The organism is Acidobacteriota bacterium (genome assembly GCA_016196035.1).
Lineage (GTDB): Bacteria > Acidobacteriota > Blastocatellia > RBC074 > RBC074 > JACPYM01.
Window position 1 is genome coordinate 170,723 of sequence record JACPYM010000015.1, and the last position, 18,681, is coordinate 189,403.

An 18,681-nucleotide genomic window follows, 5' to 3' on the forward strand; every position below is an offset into this window, starting at 1 on the left:
CTGCAACGCTGATTTCATTACGCCATATCGCTATGCCGCACGCTGGGAAGCGTGCGTACCCAAGGGTCAGCGTCGCCAAGCAAACCATTTGGCAAAGAGCCTGCGCGCCAGCGGCGTCAAGCGCGTGCGGTTATAAGCATCGCCGAGTTTGCGCAGCACTTCGGCTTGGGTTGGATAAGGGTGGATGGTGGATGACAGCGCGCCGAGCTTCAGGCCGTGTGTAATCGCCAGCGTCAATTCGCTGATCATCTCGCCCGCGTGGCGCGCGACGATGGTGCCGCCGAGGATGCGGCCCGTCTTGCGGTCATAGTGCACGCGCGCGAAACCATCTTCTTCACCATCCAGAATCGCGCGGTCAACGTCTGCAAAACTTTCCGTCAACGTGGCGACGTCGTAACCGGCGGCGCGCGCCTCGGCTTCGTAATAGCCTGTGTGCGCAACTTCAGGATCAGTGAACGTGACCCAGGGCATCACCAGCGAACTCGCCTTGGCATTGCCGAAAAAGAGCGCGTTGCGAATGACCAGCCGCGCCGTCGCATCGGCGGCGTGCGTGAATTTGAATTGCGAACAGACATCGCCCGCCGCATAGATGCGCGGATTCGCCGTGCGCAAACGCTCATCCACCAACACGCCGGTGTGGTCGTAATGCACGCCGGCGGCTTCCAGATTCAAGCCTTCGACATTCGGCACGCGGCCAGCGGCGGAAAGGATCAAGTCGCAAATGACTTCGTGTTGCTGGCCGTCACGTTGATAAACGATGACTTTGTCAGCGCCGCGCTGTTCGACGCGCAGGATGGTGGCCTGGTTGATGATCGTCAGCCCTTCGCGTTCGAGCTGTTGGTGAATCAATGCAGCGGCATCGGCGTCTTCGCGCGGCAAGAGGCGCGCGACGTCGTTGAGCAACGTGACCGCGCTGCCGAAGCGCTGGAAGCTTTGCGCTAGTTCGCAACCAATCGGCCCGCCGCCAATCACGGCCATGCGGCGCGGCAGTTCAGTCAACGTGAAGATATTTTCGTTGGTGTAACAGCCCGCTTCTTGTAAGCCGGGAATTGGCAACTCCGCCGCGCGTCCGCCGGTGGCGATGACACAGCGGTCAAATTCCAAACGCTGCCCGGCGACTTCCAGCGTTGACGGGCCGGTGAAGCGCGCGTCGCCTAGATAAACATCCACCTTGTATTTGCCGCCGAAGCGCGCGACCGCATCCACCGCGCTGATGCGCGCGCGCAAGCGGCGCATGCGTTCCATCGCGGCGGCGAAATTGATCTGCGGTGTGGCGTTCAGATGAATGCCGAACTCCGCCGCATGTTGCAAATCGTAAGCGGCGCGTGCCGCGCGGATGACGGCTTTTGAGGGCACACAGCCGGTGTTCAAACAATCGCCGCCGGTCAACGCGCGTTCGATCAGCGCGGCTTTGGCGCCCAGGCCGCCCGCGCCGCCCGCACTGACAAGGCCCGCCGCGCCCGCGCCGATGGCGATCAGATTGTATTTGCCGGTAGGCGTCGGGTTGACGTATTGCGGCGGATGGCAGTTTTCGATGACGACGCGGTCGTGCGGGTCGTCCACCGACAGCATGTGTTCGATCAAGCTGGCTGCCTCTTTGTTCATCGGCTCGTCTCCGAAGTTGGCGAGTTGCTCACGGTTGAGTTCGCCGTTTCAGCGTCGGCTTGCGCCATGACTTTGCGTGCGCTGCGTGTGACGCCGATGACGATGGCGATGGTGGCGAGCAAGCCGACGACTTTTAGCGCCTGTTGCCAAAGCGTCGCGCCGGTTGCGGCGCTTCCCGCCAGGGCTTCGCGCGCGGTCGCGCCCAGGTATACGTAAAGCACCGTGCCCGGCAGCATGCCAAACAGATTGGCGAGGATATAAGCCACCATGCGTACCGTCGTCAGACCCAGCAGATAGTTAAGCAGCGTAAACGGAAAGACAGGGCTGAGCCGCGCGAGGAAGACCATCTTGAAATCGTTCTGGCCGATGGCGCGATCCAGGGCGGCGAACTTGGGATGGGCGGCGGCCCAAAGCGCGACTTTTTCCCGCATCAGCGTGCGCGCCAGTAGGAACGAACACAGTGCGCCGAGATTGGCGCCGGCCAGTACGATGGCCAGGCCCTTCCAGAAACCAAAGATCGTGCTGGCACCCAAAGTCAGCGCGCTGCCAGGGATGAGCAACACGGTCAGCGCGACGTAAGCCACGACAACGACGAAGGGCGCGAGCACGCCGAGCGCTTCGATGTGCCCTTGCAAGAGCAGAAACCATTGGCGCATCGGCAGAAAAAGAAAGGCGCTGCCGGTGGCGAGCAGCAGCGCGAGGAGCAGCAAGGGTTTCAGCTTTTGCATGATGACTGCCTCGTTGCAAGATCAGTTCAGTCTGATTGCCGCCGCGCCCAGAATGCGGCGATTGAGGTGTTCTTGAATGAAGGCGACGAGCCGCACGTCCGCGCGTTTCCAACTAGTTGCTAACTTGACCGTGGCTTCTGTCTCGAAGTTTTTTTGTCCGGCGGCGAATTGACCGAGCGGGCGCAACTCGCGGGTCACGGCGCTGTGACGCAGCTTGCGGCCAGAGTTTTCGCCGCGCGTGACGCTGGAGGCCAGATTGTTTTCGATGACGGCGAGCACGACTTCGGCCTCGTCATTGGCATGCACTTGTGGCAACTGGCTCGCGTGCACGTGTAGCTTCACTTCATCATTGCGTTCCGGATTGACGAGCGACACTTTTACTTCAGCTTTGGGAAAGGCCGCTGCCTGGGCGATGACCTCGCGCGCTTTGGCCGTGTTGCCGCCGACAAATTCGAACTGTCCATCCACGACCATTTGTGGCGTGTAAACGTCCCCACGTCCACCGGTCAGACGCAAGGCTTGTGCGTAGCCCTGTTGCCGCGCGCTATAGGCTTCGGAAGAGAACGGATCAGACCAGCCGATGTAATTCCAGTAATCCACGTGTTCACTCAGCGCGATGATTTCAGCGCCGGGCACGGGCGAAGTTTGATCGAGTTGCATCAGCAAGGCGTCGGCAGGCGGACAACTCGAACAGCCTTCCGAGGTGAACAACTCGACGACGACGGGAACGCGCGGGCCGTTGTAGGCGGAACCGTTGTAGGCGGAAATGGACGCGGGTGTGACGGCTGCGTTAGCGACGGCGTTTTTAGCCGGGCGCGTGCGTAAGGCGCTCAAAGCCAGAAACAAGGCGGCGGCGGCAATCAAACTGAATAGAATACTTTTCATGACAGAAACTCCTTGCGACGAGATCATTGCGCGCGCCCACTGTATGTCAGTTCGCGGGAATCGTTCTGTATGGCTGGTAACCAAGCCAAATCAAAAGACCAAAAATAAAAGCGCTGCGGTAGAGGTGACCTCTGCCGCAGCGCTTTTTAGTCAGCCTGTGAGGCCACCCGAACTACTTCTTTTTGGGCGGCACGATGGCGTCTTTGCAAGCCTTCGCCACACGGAATTTGACGACGGTCTTGGCGGGAATCTTGATTTCCGCCCCGGTCGCCGGATTGCGGCCTTTGCGGGCTTTGCGAGCCGCTTTGACCAATTTGCCGATACCGGGGATGGTGAATGCGCCGGCCTTCTTGGTTTGCGCCAAGGCGACGGCGGCCATTTCATCGAGGACTTCGCCGGCGGTCTTTTTGCTCAGGCCGAACTTCTCAGCAAAGTGAGCGGCCAGTTGGCTCTTGGTCATTAGTTTAGCTGCTGCTGCTGCCATTGTGTTGTCTCCTTTTTGAATTGAATGGGCCTACAACTGTTCATTGAATGCCGTGTGCCGTATTGCTGCCGGGTGAACCGGACGCCGGCGCCACGAATGAATAGCTGTCAGATGCGGGTTGAGATCAGAAGCGACTTGCGGTGCGCGGCGCAAGAGCGAGATGCAATGATGAGTGCTCGTTGCTCGAACGCTTGTTCGAATAGTTCGTCTTGCCCGAGGGGACGCTCACACGCGCTTACCAAAATAACCTCAGCCGCGTTGCCGCGTCTGAAGTTTGAAATTGAAAGAACTACATACTTAAAACGCGCGGCAGTATAGCCTAGCGAATTCAGGCACGCAAGACGAGAAGCCTGATTTTGCAGGGGGAAATGCGTGATGGCGTGGCAAGGCCGCGTCAGTATTGCGTATTCTAGGGCTGGCAGCATGAAAATGGGGGCGTGCTGCAAACACTGTGGTGCGACGGCTCCCTTGCGTTGGTTGGAGCTTGGTTGCCGGTGCAAGCAAGCACTTTTCAAGGTTGATTCGGCATTGCCAAAACTCAGCGGTTTAGTTTAGAGTCTGCACCGCGTTGCGTGCCTGGAGCCGCGTCTTTATTGATGATTGCTCACGTGCCGGTTTGCAAACCAGCTTTTGCAAAGCATGTCTGCGCGCCGCTTTTATGCGTCAGAAATTATTGGCCAGAAATTTTTGGAGGTTCAGGAACGATGCCGTTAGCAACTTGCCCGGAATGTGAAGCCGAGATTCACGTTGATGAAGAGATTGACAAGGGCGAAAACATGCATTGCGAAGAATGCGATACGAAACTGGAGGTCGTGGGGCTTGATCCCATTGAACTCGACGTGGTGTATGACGAAGAGGAAGAAGATGCGCTTGAGGAAGATGAGTATTGAACGTGGCGGCCCGCGTGCTTGCTATTTGGCCGTCGCTTGATAGCCGGTGCGATTGGCGCGCAACTGCACACCGGGGCGCGAGGTTTGCACCTGCAATTGATGATACTGGCCGTCGCGTAGCTCAGGATAAAAAGCCAACGCATAACTGGCGCGCATCTCTTCGGCGAGGGCTTTGAAAATGGGAGTGAAATCATGTGTGTCGGCTGAGAAATCGCGTCCGCCCGTCGCCATCACAATCCGCGTGGCGTCCAAGGGCGTAATGACGCGTTCGTGCGAGGGGGTCGCCGAGAGCATGTACGAAGGCAGCGTCATTGAATAAACCGTGACGCCGGCCAGATTGGCGCGGCGGATCAACTCGCGCCGGTCAATGATGCTGGCCGAATCGAAGCCGTCAGTGATCACGACGATGACTCGTCGTACCTGACGGCCTTTTCGTGTGCGCGGGGCATTGCGTTCAAGTAAGGTAATGGCGCGGTCGAGCGCGTCATAAATGCGCGTTGAACCTTCAAACCGATCGGCTTTGGAAAAGGCGTTCTCGATGCGGTGTGGATCGGCAGTGAACCCTTGCAGGATTTTCACTTCATAGTTGAAGGCCATGGCGGCAAAGACCGAATCGCCTTTCATCAACGTGGTGAATTTCAAAGCGGCCTCGCGTAACGTGACGGTTTCCGCCGGTTTCAGGCTGCCGGAGAGGTCGAGCGCAAAAACGACGGCGAGCGGGCGCGAAATCGTGCTTTCATCATTGACCGAAAACAGGTCGAGCTTGCGCGGCTGCCCATTCTCGAACAATTGAATTTCATCGGGGCGCAAATCAAGCACATAGTTTCCGTTCTTATCGGTGGCGACAACGTCCACGGTGACCAGGTCGGTGTCAATGCGCAGCGTGATATTCGGTTTTTCCTGTTCGGGTTTCTGGGTGGCGGGCACAGGCAATGACCAGCCGCGTTCCCCGATGACGCGCTGCAACTCGTCTGATTTACGTTGCTCTTGCGCCAGGCAGAGCGATGTGATGATAAAAATTGCGCCAAGCGCCCAGGTCCCGGATTTCATGACAAGCTTATTAGCATTCGACGGAGTTTCTATGCGGTTAAATTTTCTGAGTCCAACGCTCCAAGATGAAGGCAAATACGCCATTGCCGCTTTATTGGTTCTGTTTGGTTGTAGCGCGATTTCCGGCAAAGCACAAACCAGCCAGGCTGCTGCTGAAAAGGCCCCGGCCAGCAAAACCGCCAATGGCATCGTCAAGGGCCGCGTAAAATTGCAGGACAGCAAGTCCCACGAAGGGGTCGTTGTGCGCGTCGTGAAAGCCGCTGGCGCTGGCGCCCAAAGCGCGCGCGCGCGGCAGGAGACGGAAGCGTCCGCCCGCGAAGTGCAGACGGATAGCAAAGGCGATTTTGAAGTCACCGGCCTCGCCACCGGCGATTATGTCTTCAGTTTTTCCAGGCCGGGTTATCGAGGCTTTACCACGCGCAAATTGGAAGTGCTGTCAGGCGAGACAACCAAACTGCGTAGCTTGATCGAAATGGCGAAAGAAGGCGACCCTTTTGCCGTCATCCGTGGCGCGGTGCTTTACGGGGTGGGCTTTACCTTGCCGCATGCCGTGGTAACGATTGAGCGAATTGATGGCGGAAAAAAATTCAAAGAAGAAACGGTCTCGCGCGATGGAGGTGAATTTGCCTTTCGCTTGAAAGCGGACAAGGCGACTTACCGTATCACTGCCGCCGCCCCTGGTTTTGTCACCGCTTCACAGGAGATCACAATCGAGGGCGACGAAGTACGCAACATCGCGCTGACCTTGCAACAGGTAAAGTAAACAAACTGTTTGTTGATGGGCTATCTTCACAGTTGTCGCCTCAATTCAACCGCCCCCCGCTCCAATCATCAAAATCCCGCTCGCGGCGTTTCGACGGGCGTTCCTGCGCCACCTGGCTATAACTCGCCGAACCGCGTGCCTCGCTGCGCGCCAGTTTCTTTTGCGCGTGCAACCCTTCCAGCACCAATTCGCAGCCGCAGATCAGCGTGCCGTCGGCTTCGTCTTCCAATAAACCGCTGCGCACGGCGTCGAGCAGTCCTTTGACTTTGTTGAATTGGGCGAGCACGTCGGCGCTGCTGGCGAGTTCGTGAATCAGCAGGCTCTTGCCGTGGTTGAAATGGTCGAGTACCTGGCGCAGGTCAATGCCACTGTAACGTTCGCTGAAAACCTCGCCGCAGGCTTTGCGAATGAGTTCGCGGGCGATGCGTTCGGCGCCGATTTGTTCGCCTTCGTATTCCAGTTCCAGCTTGCCGGTGATCGCGGGCAGCGCGGCGTAAATGTCGCTTAGGCGCGGCGCGACGACGCTTTCGTCATTCAACAACGCACGGCGCTCGGCATTCGAGACGACGCTTTCGAGCAGCGAAATCGGCAGGCGCTGGCTAACGCCGGAGCGCGCGTCAATGCGTTTGTCGGCGCGGGCGATGAAAGCAACTTGCTCGACGATTTCGCGGATGGCGGACGGGATGACGACTTCCAATCCGTCGCTGCTGCGTTCCGTCCAGGCTTCCTGCCGTGTGATTTCCATGCCGTGCGTGAGCGAGGCGGGGTAATGCGTTTGAATCTCGGCGCCGATGCGGTCTTTGAGCGGCGTGATGATTTTGCCGCGCGCGGTGTAATCCTCCGGGTTGGCCGAAAAGACCAGCAGCACGTCCAGCGGCAGGCGTATCGGATAGCCTTTGATCTGCACGTCGCCCTCTTGCAAGATGTTGAAGAGTCCCACCTGAATTTTCCCAGCCAGGTCAGGCAATTCATTAATCGCAAAGACGCCGCGGTTGGCGCGTGGCAACAGGCCGTAATGGATCGTCAATTCGTCGGAGAGCAGGTGGCCGCCGCGCGCGGCTTTGATCGGGTCAACGTCGCCGATCAGGTCGGCGATGGTCACGTCGGGCGTGGCGAGCTTTTCGACGTAACGCGCGTCGCGGTCAACCCAGGCGATGGGCGCGTCATCGCCGCGTTCGGCGATGAGTTGTTTGCCGTAGGCCGAGAGCGGCGCGAACGGATCGTCGTTGATTTCCGAGCCGACCAGCACGGGAATTTCGTCGTCAAGCAGCGCCGTCAGATCGCGCAGGATGCGGCTTTTGGCCTGACCGCGCAGCCCCAACAAAATGAAGTTTTGCCGTGCCAGCAGCGCGTTGACGACTTGCGGGATGACGGTGTCTTCGTAGCCGACGATGCCTGGGAAGAGCGGCTCGTTGCGCTTGAGCTTGCCGATCAGGTTGCGGCGGATTTCAGTTTTGACATCGCGGTGTTGGTAGCCGCTGGTTTTGAGTGCACCGAGTGTGAGCGGTTTTGTCATAAAAACGGATGCCTTGGGAATTACAGCCAGCTTTAAGGCGTGCTGCGGGTTGATGATTCAAACGACGGGTTCGATCTTACTTTCGCTGAGTGGCTGCGGCAAGCGTGTGTCCATCGCCCGACCGTGAGAGCAGTGCTCTTGCAAAGTCCTCAAAACATCCGCCAAAGACCTTTGACCGTTCGAGCGCTCGCGCTGGCGACTTTGCAAGAGCACTGACCGTGAGAGAGGCAAGTGTGGAGTTGGAACCGCTGGACTTTAAGTGGGGCTTGCCCTCGCTCATGGCCGGGTTACGGACACGTTTTTTTGCCGACTGCTGAAACCTTCGCTTGCGCCCCGCCACTTACGGCACGGCAAGCGCGAACAAGCAACACATTTCAATTCAGGAGAGAGAAACCATGACCAATCAATTCTTCAAAACCGTCGCCGCCATCGCCGCCTTATGCCTGCTCAGCACCGTCGCCTGGGCGCAAAAAGATGAACGCGGTTTGAACTGCGACAACAACAATCGCTGGAATAGCGACCGGGCCAATCATTGCGTGATGCGCGAATTTAATGCGACGCCCGGCGGCGTCATCAATGTGGATGGGCGCACGAATGGCGGCGTCTCGGTGAAAGGCTGGGATCGCGCGGACGTTTTTGTGCGCGCCCAAGTACAAACCTGGGCCAATACCGATGATGAAGCCAGAGCGCTGGCCGAGCAGGTGCAAGTCGAAATCAGCGGCACGAATATTCGCTCCAATGGTCCCACGACACAGGGGCGCAAAGGCTGGTCAGTCAGTTTTGAAGTCTTCGTGCCGCGCCGTTCCGACCTCATGCTCAAGGCGCACAACGGTGGCATCAGCGTGCGCGAGGTGCGCGGCAACATCCAATTCGACACCACCAATGGCGGCGTCAGCCTGACGAAGCTGGCGGGCAATGTGAGAGGCACGACCACCAACGGCGGCGCGAATATCGTGCTGGACGGTCAGCGCTGGGATGGCGAAGGGCTGGATGTGCGCACGACCAATGGCGGCGTGAAGGTGATTATGCCTGAGGGTTATGCGGCGCATCTGGAAACGGGCACGGTCAACGGCGGACTGACCTTTGATTTCCCCGTCACGGTGCAAGGTAAGATTGACCGCGAGTTGAACACCGACATCGGCGGCGGCGGCGCGCCGATTCGCGTGCGCACGACCAACGGCGGCGTTTCGATTCGACGGCAATAGGCGTTGGAACAGTACCGCGCGCGTCAGCAAGCGGAGCTTGAAGTTGTCTGCCAAACGCAATCGAGTGCAGGCTCCGCTTGCTGACGCGCGCGGCACTGCAACAGCGTAGTTCATGCAAAACGCGGCTGACGCGGAGGCAACGCAGCGGTTTGGACTTTTCGCAGGGGTGCTTAAATTCGAGCCGCGATGTTGCCTCCGCGTCAGCCGCGTTTTGCGTTGAATCAGTACCGCGCGCGTCAGCAAGCGGCGGCTTCATCGTTGACCGCTTGATGTACCAATGACGAACCGCTTGCTGACGCGCGCGGTACTGTCCAGCATCAGAAGAGGCGGCGCGACAAATTGAAGCCAATCGTGAAACCTTGCAGCGAATCATCCGCGCCGACCAGCCCGCGCGTTTGCGAGCGTTCTGAGAAGGTCGTGCCCGGCCCGTTCGTGAACGTCAACGTGAACGAGTGGCGGCGCGTCGCGCTGGCTTTCTGAATCGCAAAGCCCACGACCGGGCGATGAATGCCAGTGAAGCTGCCCGGCGGGGCATAGCGCGCCGCTTCATTGACGCGGTAATTGGCCTCGGCCATTAACGCCACCGAAGGCCGGATGTTGACCGCTGCCCCGGCACCCAGCGCCACGGCGGTTTCGCCCTGCTCATTCCGCGTCGAACTGACAGTGTATGGCCGGTCGCCCAGCGTAATCGTCGGCACAAAGTAAACCTGGGCGTGGCGCGTGATGCTGCGCGCCAGCGTGAATTCAAAGCTAGTGGCAAAGTTGCGCTGGAAATTGTCGCGCCCTTCTACTCCAAAACGCGCTTGCAAACTCAGCGGATGCCCTTTGGATTCCTGCAACAACTGCGCACCGGCATACAGTTCGATGGGGCGGCCCATGCCGCCGGGCGAACGGTACGCGCCAACGTGTATGTGGTCATTGATGCCATACACAAAACCGAATGAGGGTAGCGCGATGCTATCCAGTCCGAACAGCCCGGCGTGGTCGGTCGGATCGCCAAAGGGGAAACGGTGCGTGAAATCCGTCCAGAGTGAACCTTTGGGGATGGGGATCGCTGAGGGCAGGTTGATGACGCGCACGTCCACGGCTTCATAAACATCGGACTTTTTCGGTTCCGGCGTCGGCGCGGGCTTTGGTGCCTGAGCGATGACGGCGGGTTTGGTTTCAGTGCTGACTTCCTGCACCGTTTTGGCGCGCGTGTTGATCGTGTAACGCTTGCCGTTGATTTCGACCACGGCTTCGTTGTCTGAAGTGAACGTGACAGGTGGTGTGTCCTGGCCGCTAGCGAAGCGGTCGGGGAATTGTTGGCGCAACTCGGCGGTGAACTGGTGACCAGCTTGCGCAAAGGCTTTGCCAAAATCGTTGCGTGGCCCGCCGCCCGCCGGATTGAGGTGGCAGGTGCCGCATTTGCCTTTGAGGTCGGCTTTGGCAAAGGGGTCGGCGTTGTATAGCTTCAGGTAATCGGGCAATGCGCCCGCCTGGCTGGCAAAAAGTGCCAGCGCGCTCAGCAAAAAAAGAAATTTGCAAAATCGTATTTTCGTCATTCGTGTCAGCTCCTGAATCAACGATGCCCGCGCAGCCATTGGGATCGTTGTTATTGAATCCGTGTTTATGAGTGTCATTAAGGGGAGCACAAAATACGCGGGCAGAGCAATAACGCCATGTTAGTGAGGAAGGGAGCCCCGCCAGATCCTTTCGGCTCAACAGCCTTTGAAATCCGGTTTGCGCTTTTCCAGGAACGCGCGCACGCCCTCTTCCTTGTCCACGCTGGAAAAACAAAGTGCAAAAAGATCAATTTCGGCGTCCAGCCCCGCGTGCAACGTGGTGCGCGCGGCGTTCTTGACGGCGGCTTTGGCCATCGCCAAGGCGACCGGGCTTTTTTCGGCAATGCGTTCAGCCAGCGCAAAAGTCTTTTCGGCCAATTCGGCGGCAGGATGAACTTCGTTGACCAAGCCCAGCCGGTGCGCTTCGGCGGCGTCAATCATTTCGCCGGTCAGAATCATTTGCATGGCTTTGCCTTCGCCGACGAGGCGCGTCAGGCGTTGCGTGCCGCCGCCGCCGGGGATGATGCCCAGATTGATTTCGGGTTGGCCGAAACGCGCCTGGTCGCTGGCGATGCGCAGGTCGCACGCGAGCGCCAGTTCGCAGCCGCCGCCCAAACAGAAACCATTGATCATCGCAAGCAGCGGTTTGGGGAACTCTTCGGCGGCGGTGAAGATGCTCTTGGCCTTCATCACCGCGCGCTGCTGGACGGCGCTGCGCCCCGCGAATTCGTTGATGTCCGCGCCCGCAACGAAGGCTTTTTCGCCCGCGCCAGTCAGGATGACCACACGGATTTCGGCATCGTCGCGCAATTCATCAAGGGCCTCGGCCAATTCGGCGCGCGTGGCGATGTTCAAAGCGTTCAGTTTTTTGGGACGGTTGATGGTCAACAGCGCGATGCGGCCACGCCGTTCGAGCAAGGTGTTTTCGGCCATAAATAGAAATCCTCTTCGATCTCAAATCTCAACTTCAAAAACGCAGACACACGCCCAGCAGTCCAGGCTGACTGCGTGAAAGTGATCTTGGTGATGTCATGCCGTTTGATGGATTTGGCTTGGTTACGGTCTGCTTCTTTGTCCCAGCGGGGGCATTATGCGTTGGGCCAAACGGCGAACGCAAGCGGCCCGTCTCAACACCGGCTGTGCTGTGCTTGCGCGCGTGCGGCGGTTCTGGCTATAGTGCGATTCATCCTTAAAGCAGTCGTCTTACGCATGCAATCGTCAATGGTCATGGCATCTGTCTTTCAGTTGGATAACAACAGCGTAGCGCTCATCACAGGGGCATCCTCCGGCATCGGGCGCGCCACCGCCTTGGCGTTGGCCGCGCGTGGCGTGCGCCTGGCGCTGTTGGCGCGTTCGGCTAAGAAGCTGACTGAAGTGGTGGGGCAATGCACTCCAACAGACGTACTGCCAATCGCCTGCGATGTGCGTGCTGAAGCCGCCGTTAACGACGCCGTTGCCGCGCCGTTGGCGCGTTGGGGCCGCGTTGACGTGCTCATCAACAGCGCGGGCCTGAGTCTGAATGGCGCGGTGGATGGTTACACGCTGGAGGATTGGCGCACTGTGCTCGACACCAATCTGACTGGGACGTTTCTAACCTGTCGCGCCGTGCTGCCCACGATGAAACAACAAGGCGGCGGCCAGATCATCAATATTTCATCCGGCGCAGGCCGCAACGGTATTAAGCAGATGGCCGCTTATTGCGCGGCCAAATTCGGCGTCATTGGTTTTACTGAAGCGCTCGGTTTGGAGGTCCGCCAACACAACATTCGCGTGTCCGCATTGTTGCCAGGCTCCGTCGCGACGGACTTTTCCCGCGTAGCGAAACGGGCAGCGGCGGACGACGACGACAACGCCCCACGCGAGATTGGTTATTCAATGACGGCGGGGGAAGTCGCTTCGGTGATTGTGGCGATGCTCGAACAACCGGCGCAAGCCTGGCTGAGTGAAGTCGTATTGCGCCCGCTCAATCTGGAATTGCGACGCACCGAGGGGCAAGTATGAATCTTGTGAAGAGGATCAACGGTGATGGCAACTGACACCGTTTTGTGCACAGGTTGCGGCATCACGCTGCGACCGTTTATGACACGCTGTCCGCGTTGTGGCGCGGAACGCGAGGCCGTCTCCGCGCCCAGGTCTGCCGCTCCTGACCAAGTGGATATGTTGCGGTTTCATAGTGAAACGGCCCGCACTACCACCGCCTCGCAAGCCGCCGCCGCCGTCCCGGCCTTACAACAGGCGCTGGCTCCCGCCCAAACCACCGTCGTTCCGCTGGATGATTTGCGGCGCCGCGCCGCGCAACAGGAAGAATTCCAACCCACGCTGCCCAACACCGTAGTGATGTCGCCGCCGGATGAGGTGCGGCGCTTTCCGCTCTTCACCCGCGCGCAGATCATTCTGATCCTGGTCGGCCTAGCATTGCTTGGAATAGGTCTGTTGATTGGCTTCCTGCTTTGGTCGCGCGAAAAGGCCGACACTTCGCTGAAGCTGAACGAGCCGCCGCTCGTCAGTCAATCCGCCGCCGCGCTCGCCCTGCCCGTCGCCAGCCCGACGCTCGATCCAAGCGCGTCGCCTTCGCCCACGCCACCGCTCTCAATTGACGATCAGGTGTTGTTTGAAGAAGCGAAGAAGGTTTTGGCCGCTTACAATCCCACCGGCTTTGCGCGCTACAAAATCACGGTGAAAGACGGCGTCGTCACCCTCGACGGCAGCGCTGAACACCAACCGGAAAAAGAAGGCGCCACCAACGTCTTACGGCTGTTAGCCAAGGCCAAACAAATCGTCAACAACCTGGCCGTCAAATCAGACTTGTCTCTGCTGCCCTCGCCCATGGCGCAACCTACTGCACAACCCGCGATCACGCCCGCCAGCACCGAAGCCAGTTTGAATCCGCCGTCCACCAATGCTGCTTTGCCAGCCAATCCCGCTGCCGAAGCGAATTCCCCAGCAGCGGAAGCCGAAACCCAACGCGCCCGCCAGCGGGAAGCTGAACGCCTACAGCGCGAACAGGAAGCCGCCCGCCAACGCGAAGCCGAGCAGCAACGCCAGCGCGAAGCCGACGCCCAACGCCAACGCGAAGCCGAGGCTCAAAAGCAGCGCGAAGCCGAAACTCAAAAGCAACGCGAGGCCGAAGAAGCCGCGCGCCGCCAGCAACAGCAAGAAGAAGCGCGCCGCCTGGAAGCAGAGCGGACGCCAACCCGACCGCGCCGAGCTGAACCGGATGCGCTACGCTCCGGCACCGTCGCCTGGAGCGGCGTCGTGGATGGCGTTGACGAAATCGTCATCGGTGGTGGCAGCGCCGCCGTGCGCCACCTGAGCGGCGAAGCCGTGCGCGACACCCGCGCCTCTTTCAGCGCAGCCGTTCCCCGCGCGCCTGTTTCTGTAAAGCTGCTTTCCACCAGCGGACGTGGCACGATCCAAATCGTCCAGCAACCTGCGGCGACAAATGGCTATACAACCATCGTGCGTATTGACGACAGTGCGCAGCGGGGCGGACAGGCGCATCAGTTTACGTTGCGGTGGTCGGTGCAGTGAGGCTAGTTTGAGCGGACGTTAGGAAGAAGTTGGTCTGGCGCTTTTCAAGTCGTGGCCAAAGGCGGTTCAATTTCTTGTGCACGCCAAGCCGCAAATGCCAAGGCTTCTCGCAGATCGGCTAATTCGAGATATGGGTAAAGCTGCAAAATCTCTTCGTCTGAATGTCCAGCCGCTAGCAACCCGACTACAGTTCCAACGGTTACGCGCATTCCGCGCAAACAAGGTTTGCCGTCCATAACTTTGGGATCAGATGTGATTCTGGTTAGCTGCATTGTTTGACTCCATCAGTTCCTTAGTTTTCCTGAAAATCAACCAACTCATCCCTTGGTGGTTTAACACGTAATATGCCTGACGTAGCAGCACAATTTCTTGCGAAAAGTATCCTATTGATTTGGCTGTGGGCCGACAAGAATAGTTGCCCTGTGCCCTGGAAGTTCTTTTTCATAACCGCCCGCTGCCGGATAGCCTATAGTGCCAAGCGCAGACTGAAGCGTTTTCGCACCTACTGGTTGATCGCTCGCATCACGTACTAGGATTGTTAGTCCTGGCGGGAATGATCCAAAGGGGTTTGCTACAACTCCAATAAGGTTCCAGTCTGTAGCCGCTAGCGCCTTGCCAAGTTGGAATGCGAATGACCGCGCCTCCTCGTTATTTGGGGGATAGAGTATTTCGATATTTGCCGCAGGAGCTGACTTCAACAGTGAGATTAACTTGCTCTTCTGGGCTGACGTTAAAGCACGAGGAGTCGGTCTGGTGTTGATGGTTACGTTATCACCAGTGTTAAAGACTGCTCCAGGAGAAGGGCTGTTATTGAGATTGATTGATTTCTCAGAGGTGCTTTGGGGAGGATCTTGTAGATGTCTGATTCGAGATGGTCTGTCTTTGGGGGAGACTGATTGCGCTTGCGCTATTGGCGTTGATGCAACTGGTACTTGTGGCCCAGGCTGAGCGGCCAGATCATTTTCCGTGATTTGTCTGGTCAAGGGTTCCTCGGAGCGTAAGCTTGAGTTTGGTCTTACTCCCAATGTATTTGCCAAAGCAGGCGGCCATCCAAATACAAAGCTTGTAAAGAGGCAAAATAAGAAAGCCACGTATAAAATAGCCATTGCCCAAGCCAGTAATGCTGTTAGCCATCTTTTCCCGGGCAAATCTTGAACAATCTGTGTGAAGAGGAAGTAGACCAACATTAGTACTGGCAGGACACAGATACCGACAAGTGCAATCTTGAGATCTTTTATCAGGCCAGTAATGATGGCAAATGCTGCTGCAATTCCAACAAGGCCCCAAGCATATTTAACAGCCGGAGTCTCCTTGGCGGCGTCGCGTAAAACTTGTATTGGGTTCATAAGTAAAACGTTGAGAAACCAGAAACGACCTAAGCCCGACCAAGTGACTTAAGCACTTGATCGGGCTTTCGGTATATTGCCGAAATTGTCCTGCGTTACCTGCGTACTACACGCACTTACTAAACCCGCAATCTCGACACGTATAGCAACTCGCGGTGTATTCCAAACTCCCGCTGCCGCATTCCGGGCATAACGTCATCCGCGCTTTGGCGTTTGGGCCAGCGGCTGGCGTCGGCGTGGGGGCTGCTGCCGTTTTCACTTCGGCGGCGGGTTGCGCGGCCAGCGCTTGTTTGGCGGCGGCGCGGGCGGAATCGGGCTGATTCACCAGGCGGCGCTTGGTCAGCATGATGCATTCGGCGACGGCTTGTTCGGTCGAGGTGCAGAGGCGTTCGTTGAACCAGACCGAGTGGTTGCCGATGACTTTGGTCAGGCTGGCGGCGACCTCTTCGGCTTCAAAGCCGCCCCGCAACATCTTGGAGGCGAGCAGGCCGACCGAGACGGAGAGGCCCGCGCCGGTGGCGAAGACTTCCAGCACGCGGGTGCCGTCGTGATTGATCGTGACGTAAAGGTTCTGGCCGTCAAACTGAATGCGCCAAGTGGAGCCGAGCAGTTCGCGCGGACGTTCCACTTTGGGCCGTGTGAGTTGAGGCTTGGCTGCGGGGGCCGCTTGGGGGGCGGGCGCAGCTTCGGCGTTGACCTCGACGGGCGTCTCGGCTTGCGCTTCGTCTTTCTTCTCTGGCTTCTCGGCGCTGACCGCCGTCAACACTTGGCCGTCACGCGAGCCGTCGCGGTAGTAGCTGACCGCTTTGACGCCCATCTTCCAAGCCAGACGATGGACGCGGTCGGTGTCTTCGCGCGAATAGCTGGCCGGGGCGTTGACGGTTTTGCTGATCGAATTGTCTACGTGATCCTGGAAGGCTTTGAGCACGCGCAGGTGATCGTCGGGCATCAGCGTCAGCACGTCCACGAAGTATTCGGGCAGCTTGTCGCGGTTCGCCACGATGGCTTCGGCGGCGCGGGCGATGGATTCGGGATCGTGCTGATCCAGTTCCAGGCCCAAGGCTTTGGCCGCCAGCGGATGCGCGTAAGTGCGCGTGCCGATGGTGTCGCGGCGCACGTAGGCGTAACTGAAATTCGGTTCACAACCGCTGCTGGTTTCAGCCACCAGCGAAATCGTGCCCGTGGGGGCGACGGTGGTGACTTCGTAATTGCGCGGCGTGAGTTCCATCGAACGATCCAGCCCGACCTCTTTATAAATCAGGTCTTCATACAGATTGCGGTTCGGCTCGAATTCAGGCATCGCGCCTTTCTCTTTGCCCAGCATCAGCGAGGCGCGCCATGATTCTTTGCGGAAGAAATCCATCATTTGATCGGCCAGCAACGCGGATTCTTCGCTGCCATAGGTGACGCGTTTTTGCAGACACAGATCGGCGAAACCCATGATGCCCAGGCCCACGGGGCGCGTGCGATGCACGGTGTCGTGGATTTGCGGCAACGGCCAGTCGCAAGAGTCAATCACGTTGTCGAGGAAGCGCACACACCAATAAATGTCGGCGGCGAAACGATCCCAATCGAGGTCGTCAGCGCGCTCGTCGTAATACTTGGCGACATCAATCGAACCGAGGTTGCAGGCGTTGTAATCGTGCAGCATCTGCTCGGCACAGGGGTTTGAGGCTTTCTTTAAGCCCATCGAATTTTTCAACGGGTTATGTTTGTTGACGTTGTCAATGAAGATGATGCCCGGCTCGGCCCAGCGGTGTGTCGAAGAGATGATGCGCTCCCAGATGTCGGGAGCGCAGACCATGCCCGGCTTGGGGGGCGCTTCATGTTTGTAAGTGTATTCGCCGCCTTGGCCGTCATTCGCTTTCGGATCCCAAATCGGGCGCTCCCAGGGCTTGCCGTCGAATTCAGTTTGGAACCATTCGTTGTGCTCGACCGCTTTCAAAAATTTGTCGGAAACCGTGACCGAGATATTGAAATTGGTCAGGCTCTTCTGATCGTTCTTGGCGTGAATGAAACGCAGGATGTCGGGATGGCCGACGGCCAGAATGCCCATGTTTGCGCCGCGCCGCACGCCGCCCTGTTTGACCGTCTCGGTCATCGTGTTGACGATCTGCATAAACGACACGGGGCCGGAGGCGATACCACGGCCTTCGCCCACGGGCGTACCGGCGGGGCGCAACAGTTCGTAGGTCATCCCGGTGCCGCCACCCGACTGGTGTATGAGGGCGCAATACTTGGCGTGCTCCATGATGCCGTCAATTGAATCAGGCACGGGCAAGACGAAACAGGCCGCGAGTTGGCCTTTGGGTTTGCCGGCATTGACCAGACACGGAGTGTTGGGCACGAAAGCGCGCTCGTCCATCAGCCGCATCAGATTGGCGGTGAACTCTTCGCGTTTGATGAAGTCCTTTTCCGCTTTCGCCACGTGGCTGACGACACGTTTGACGATGTCGTCCCAGGTTTCCAGCGGATTGCCTTTCAGGTCTTTGAGAGAGTAGCGCTTGGCTACGATTTGTTGTGCGTTGGTACCTAATGGTTTTTTGTATGGGCTTGCAAATTCGACGATCTTTAGTTTACTGACGCTCATGTTGTATCCGACCTGCCTTCCTCCGAAATCCGATCCGAAGTTTATTGCCTCACAGTGACAGCCAGGCAAACCGCCTGCTGTTGACAAGTACCTGACGGGCACGCCCCGCCAAGATTCTTGGGGATGCAAGCTTCAAGGGCAACACTCAATCTACTGAGCAGTAGCAGGACCGTGAACCGGCCTGGGGGAGGACTGCTGTGAACGCAAAACGATCAAGCATTCGCGTTGAAACCGAATAAAGAACTACTGACGTTGTGTTTGATTGTGCGTGGAGTGATCGCTCAAAAATGACAAATACCGGAAAACGTCTCAGATGCTCTCACTCAGTGTTGCGCATTTCTTCTGCGGGTAGTCTCGCCATACACCACACCACCAATCCAGGGCGCTAGTGGGACCAAAACTGAGAAAGCATCAAGCCGTGAAGTATTTCCTTTAGCTGTTACTGCTTAATTACTTCGATTTCCAGCGTTTGAGCGATTCGGAATATAGGCCACTAGATGCGGGACTGTCAAACGAATTTTGCAACAAGATATAGTGGTTTTAC

Annotated in this window: 16 protein-coding genes; 5 read left to right on the plus strand and 11 right to left on the minus strand. The window is 58.1% G+C overall.

Features of this window, described 5'->3' with window-relative positions; translation table 11 throughout:
* Positions 1-66: 66 nt before the first annotated feature.
* From HY011_05615 to HY011_05630, 4 genes are all read right to left on the minus strand, one after another.
* The gene (locus tag HY011_05615; protein ID MBI3422396.1) at positions 67-1,605 is read right to left on the minus strand and encodes a mercuric reductase; all 1,539 of its coding nucleotides are present in this window, start codon (positions 1,603-1,605) and stop codon (positions 67-69) included.
* The gene (locus tag HY011_05620) at positions 1,602-2,333 is read right to left on the minus strand and encodes a TVP38/TMEM64 family protein (protein ID MBI3422397.1); all 732 of its coding nucleotides are present in this window, start codon (positions 2,331-2,333) and stop codon (positions 1,602-1,604) included. Before HY011_05620 ends, HY011_05615 begins: the two co-directional genes overlap by 4 nt.
* Positions 2,334-2,354: 21 nt before the next feature.
* Positions 2,355-3,218: a DUF1223 domain-containing protein gene (locus tag HY011_05625; protein ID MBI3422398.1), complete on the minus strand. Its 864-nt coding sequence runs from the start codon at positions 3,216-3,218 to the stop codon at positions 2,355-2,357.
* A 172-nt stretch (positions 3,219-3,390) separates the two neighbouring features.
* Positions 3,391-3,702: an HU family DNA-binding protein gene (locus tag HY011_05630; protein ID MBI3422399.1), complete on the minus strand. Its 312-nt coding sequence runs from the start codon at positions 3,700-3,702 to the stop codon at positions 3,391-3,393.
* 704 nt (positions 3,703-4,406) lie between these two features.
* On the opposite strand from HY011_05630, the gene HY011_05635 reads away from it, so the two are divergent.
* Positions 4,407-4,592 carry a hypothetical protein gene (locus tag HY011_05635; protein MBI3422400.1) on the plus strand — a complete coding sequence of 62 codons (186 nt, stop codon included), beginning with the start codon at positions 4,407-4,409 and terminating at the stop codon, positions 4,590-4,592.
* Between the two features lie 21 nt (positions 4,593-4,613).
* Here HY011_05635 and HY011_05640 read toward each other — a convergent pair whose 3' ends face one another.
* Complete coding sequence (locus HY011_05640) at positions 4,614-5,642, minus strand: VWA domain-containing protein (protein ID MBI3422401.1); 1,029 nt, start codon at positions 5,640-5,642, stop codon at positions 4,614-4,616.
* A 31-nt stretch (positions 5,643-5,673) separates the two neighbouring features.
* Between HY011_05640 and HY011_05645 the strand changes: the two genes are divergently transcribed.
* Positions 5,674-6,405, plus strand: a complete 732-nt coding sequence (locus tag HY011_05645) for a carboxypeptidase regulatory-like domain-containing protein (GenBank protein MBI3422402.1) — start codon at positions 5,674-5,676, stop codon at positions 6,403-6,405.
* A 40-nt stretch (positions 6,406-6,445) separates the two neighbouring features.
* Here HY011_05645 and HY011_05650 read toward each other — a convergent pair whose 3' ends face one another.
* Positions 6,446-7,921 (minus strand): magnesium chelatase, encoded by a 1,476-nt coding sequence (locus HY011_05650; GenBank protein ID MBI3422403.1) that lies wholly within the window; start codon positions 7,919-7,921, stop codon positions 6,446-6,448.
* A gap of 395 nt (positions 7,922-8,316) precedes the next feature.
* Between HY011_05650 and HY011_05655 the strand changes: the two genes are divergently transcribed.
* Positions 8,317-9,126, plus strand: a complete 810-nt coding sequence (locus HY011_05655; protein ID MBI3422404.1) for a hypothetical protein — start codon at positions 8,317-8,319, stop codon at positions 9,124-9,126.
* A gap of 317 nt (positions 9,127-9,443) precedes the next feature.
* On the opposite strand, the gene HY011_05660 is transcribed toward HY011_05655, so the two are convergent.
* Positions 9,444-10,670, minus strand: coding sequence for a hypothetical protein (locus tag HY011_05660; GenBank protein MBI3422405.1), 1,227 nt, complete (start codon positions 10,668-10,670; stop codon positions 9,444-9,446).
* A gap of 156 nt (positions 10,671-10,826) precedes the next feature.
* On the minus strand, positions 10,827-11,603 hold the full coding sequence (locus HY011_05665) for an enoyl-CoA hydratase/isomerase family protein (GenBank protein MBI3422406.1): 777 nt from the start codon (positions 11,601-11,603) through the stop codon (positions 10,827-10,829).
* Positions 11,604-11,891: 288 nt separating this feature from the next.
* Between HY011_05665 and HY011_05670 the strand changes: the two genes are divergently transcribed.
* The gene (locus tag HY011_05670; protein ID MBI3422407.1) at positions 11,892-12,671 is read left to right on the plus strand and encodes an SDR family NAD(P)-dependent oxidoreductase; all 780 of its coding nucleotides are present in this window, start codon (positions 11,892-11,894) and stop codon (positions 12,669-12,671) included.
* A 24-nt stretch (positions 12,672-12,695) separates the two neighbouring features.
* Positions 12,696-14,201, plus strand: coding sequence for a BON domain-containing protein (locus tag HY011_05675; protein MBI3422408.1), 1,506 nt, complete (start codon positions 12,696-12,698; stop codon positions 14,199-14,201).
* Between the two features lie 44 nt (positions 14,202-14,245).
* On the opposite strand, the gene HY011_05680 is transcribed toward HY011_05675, so the two are convergent.
* The 3 genes from HY011_05680 to HY011_05690 form a co-directional block, all read right to left on the minus strand.
* Positions 14,246-14,473 carry a DUF433 domain-containing protein gene (locus HY011_05680; protein MBI3422409.1) on the minus strand — a complete coding sequence of 76 codons (228 nt, stop codon included), beginning with the start codon at positions 14,471-14,473 and terminating at the stop codon, positions 14,246-14,248.
* Positions 14,474-14,584: 111 nt separating this feature from the next.
* Complete coding sequence (locus HY011_05685; protein ID MBI3422410.1) at positions 14,585-15,547, minus strand: hypothetical protein; 963 nt, start codon at positions 15,545-15,547, stop codon at positions 14,585-14,587.
* Positions 15,548-15,653: 106 nt separating this feature from the next.
* On the minus strand, positions 15,654-18,137 hold the full coding sequence (locus HY011_05690) for an adenosylcobalamin-dependent ribonucleoside-diphosphate reductase (protein MBI3422411.1): 2,484 nt from the start codon (positions 18,135-18,137) through the stop codon (positions 15,654-15,656).
* Between the last annotated feature and the right edge of the window lie 544 nt (positions 18,138-18,681).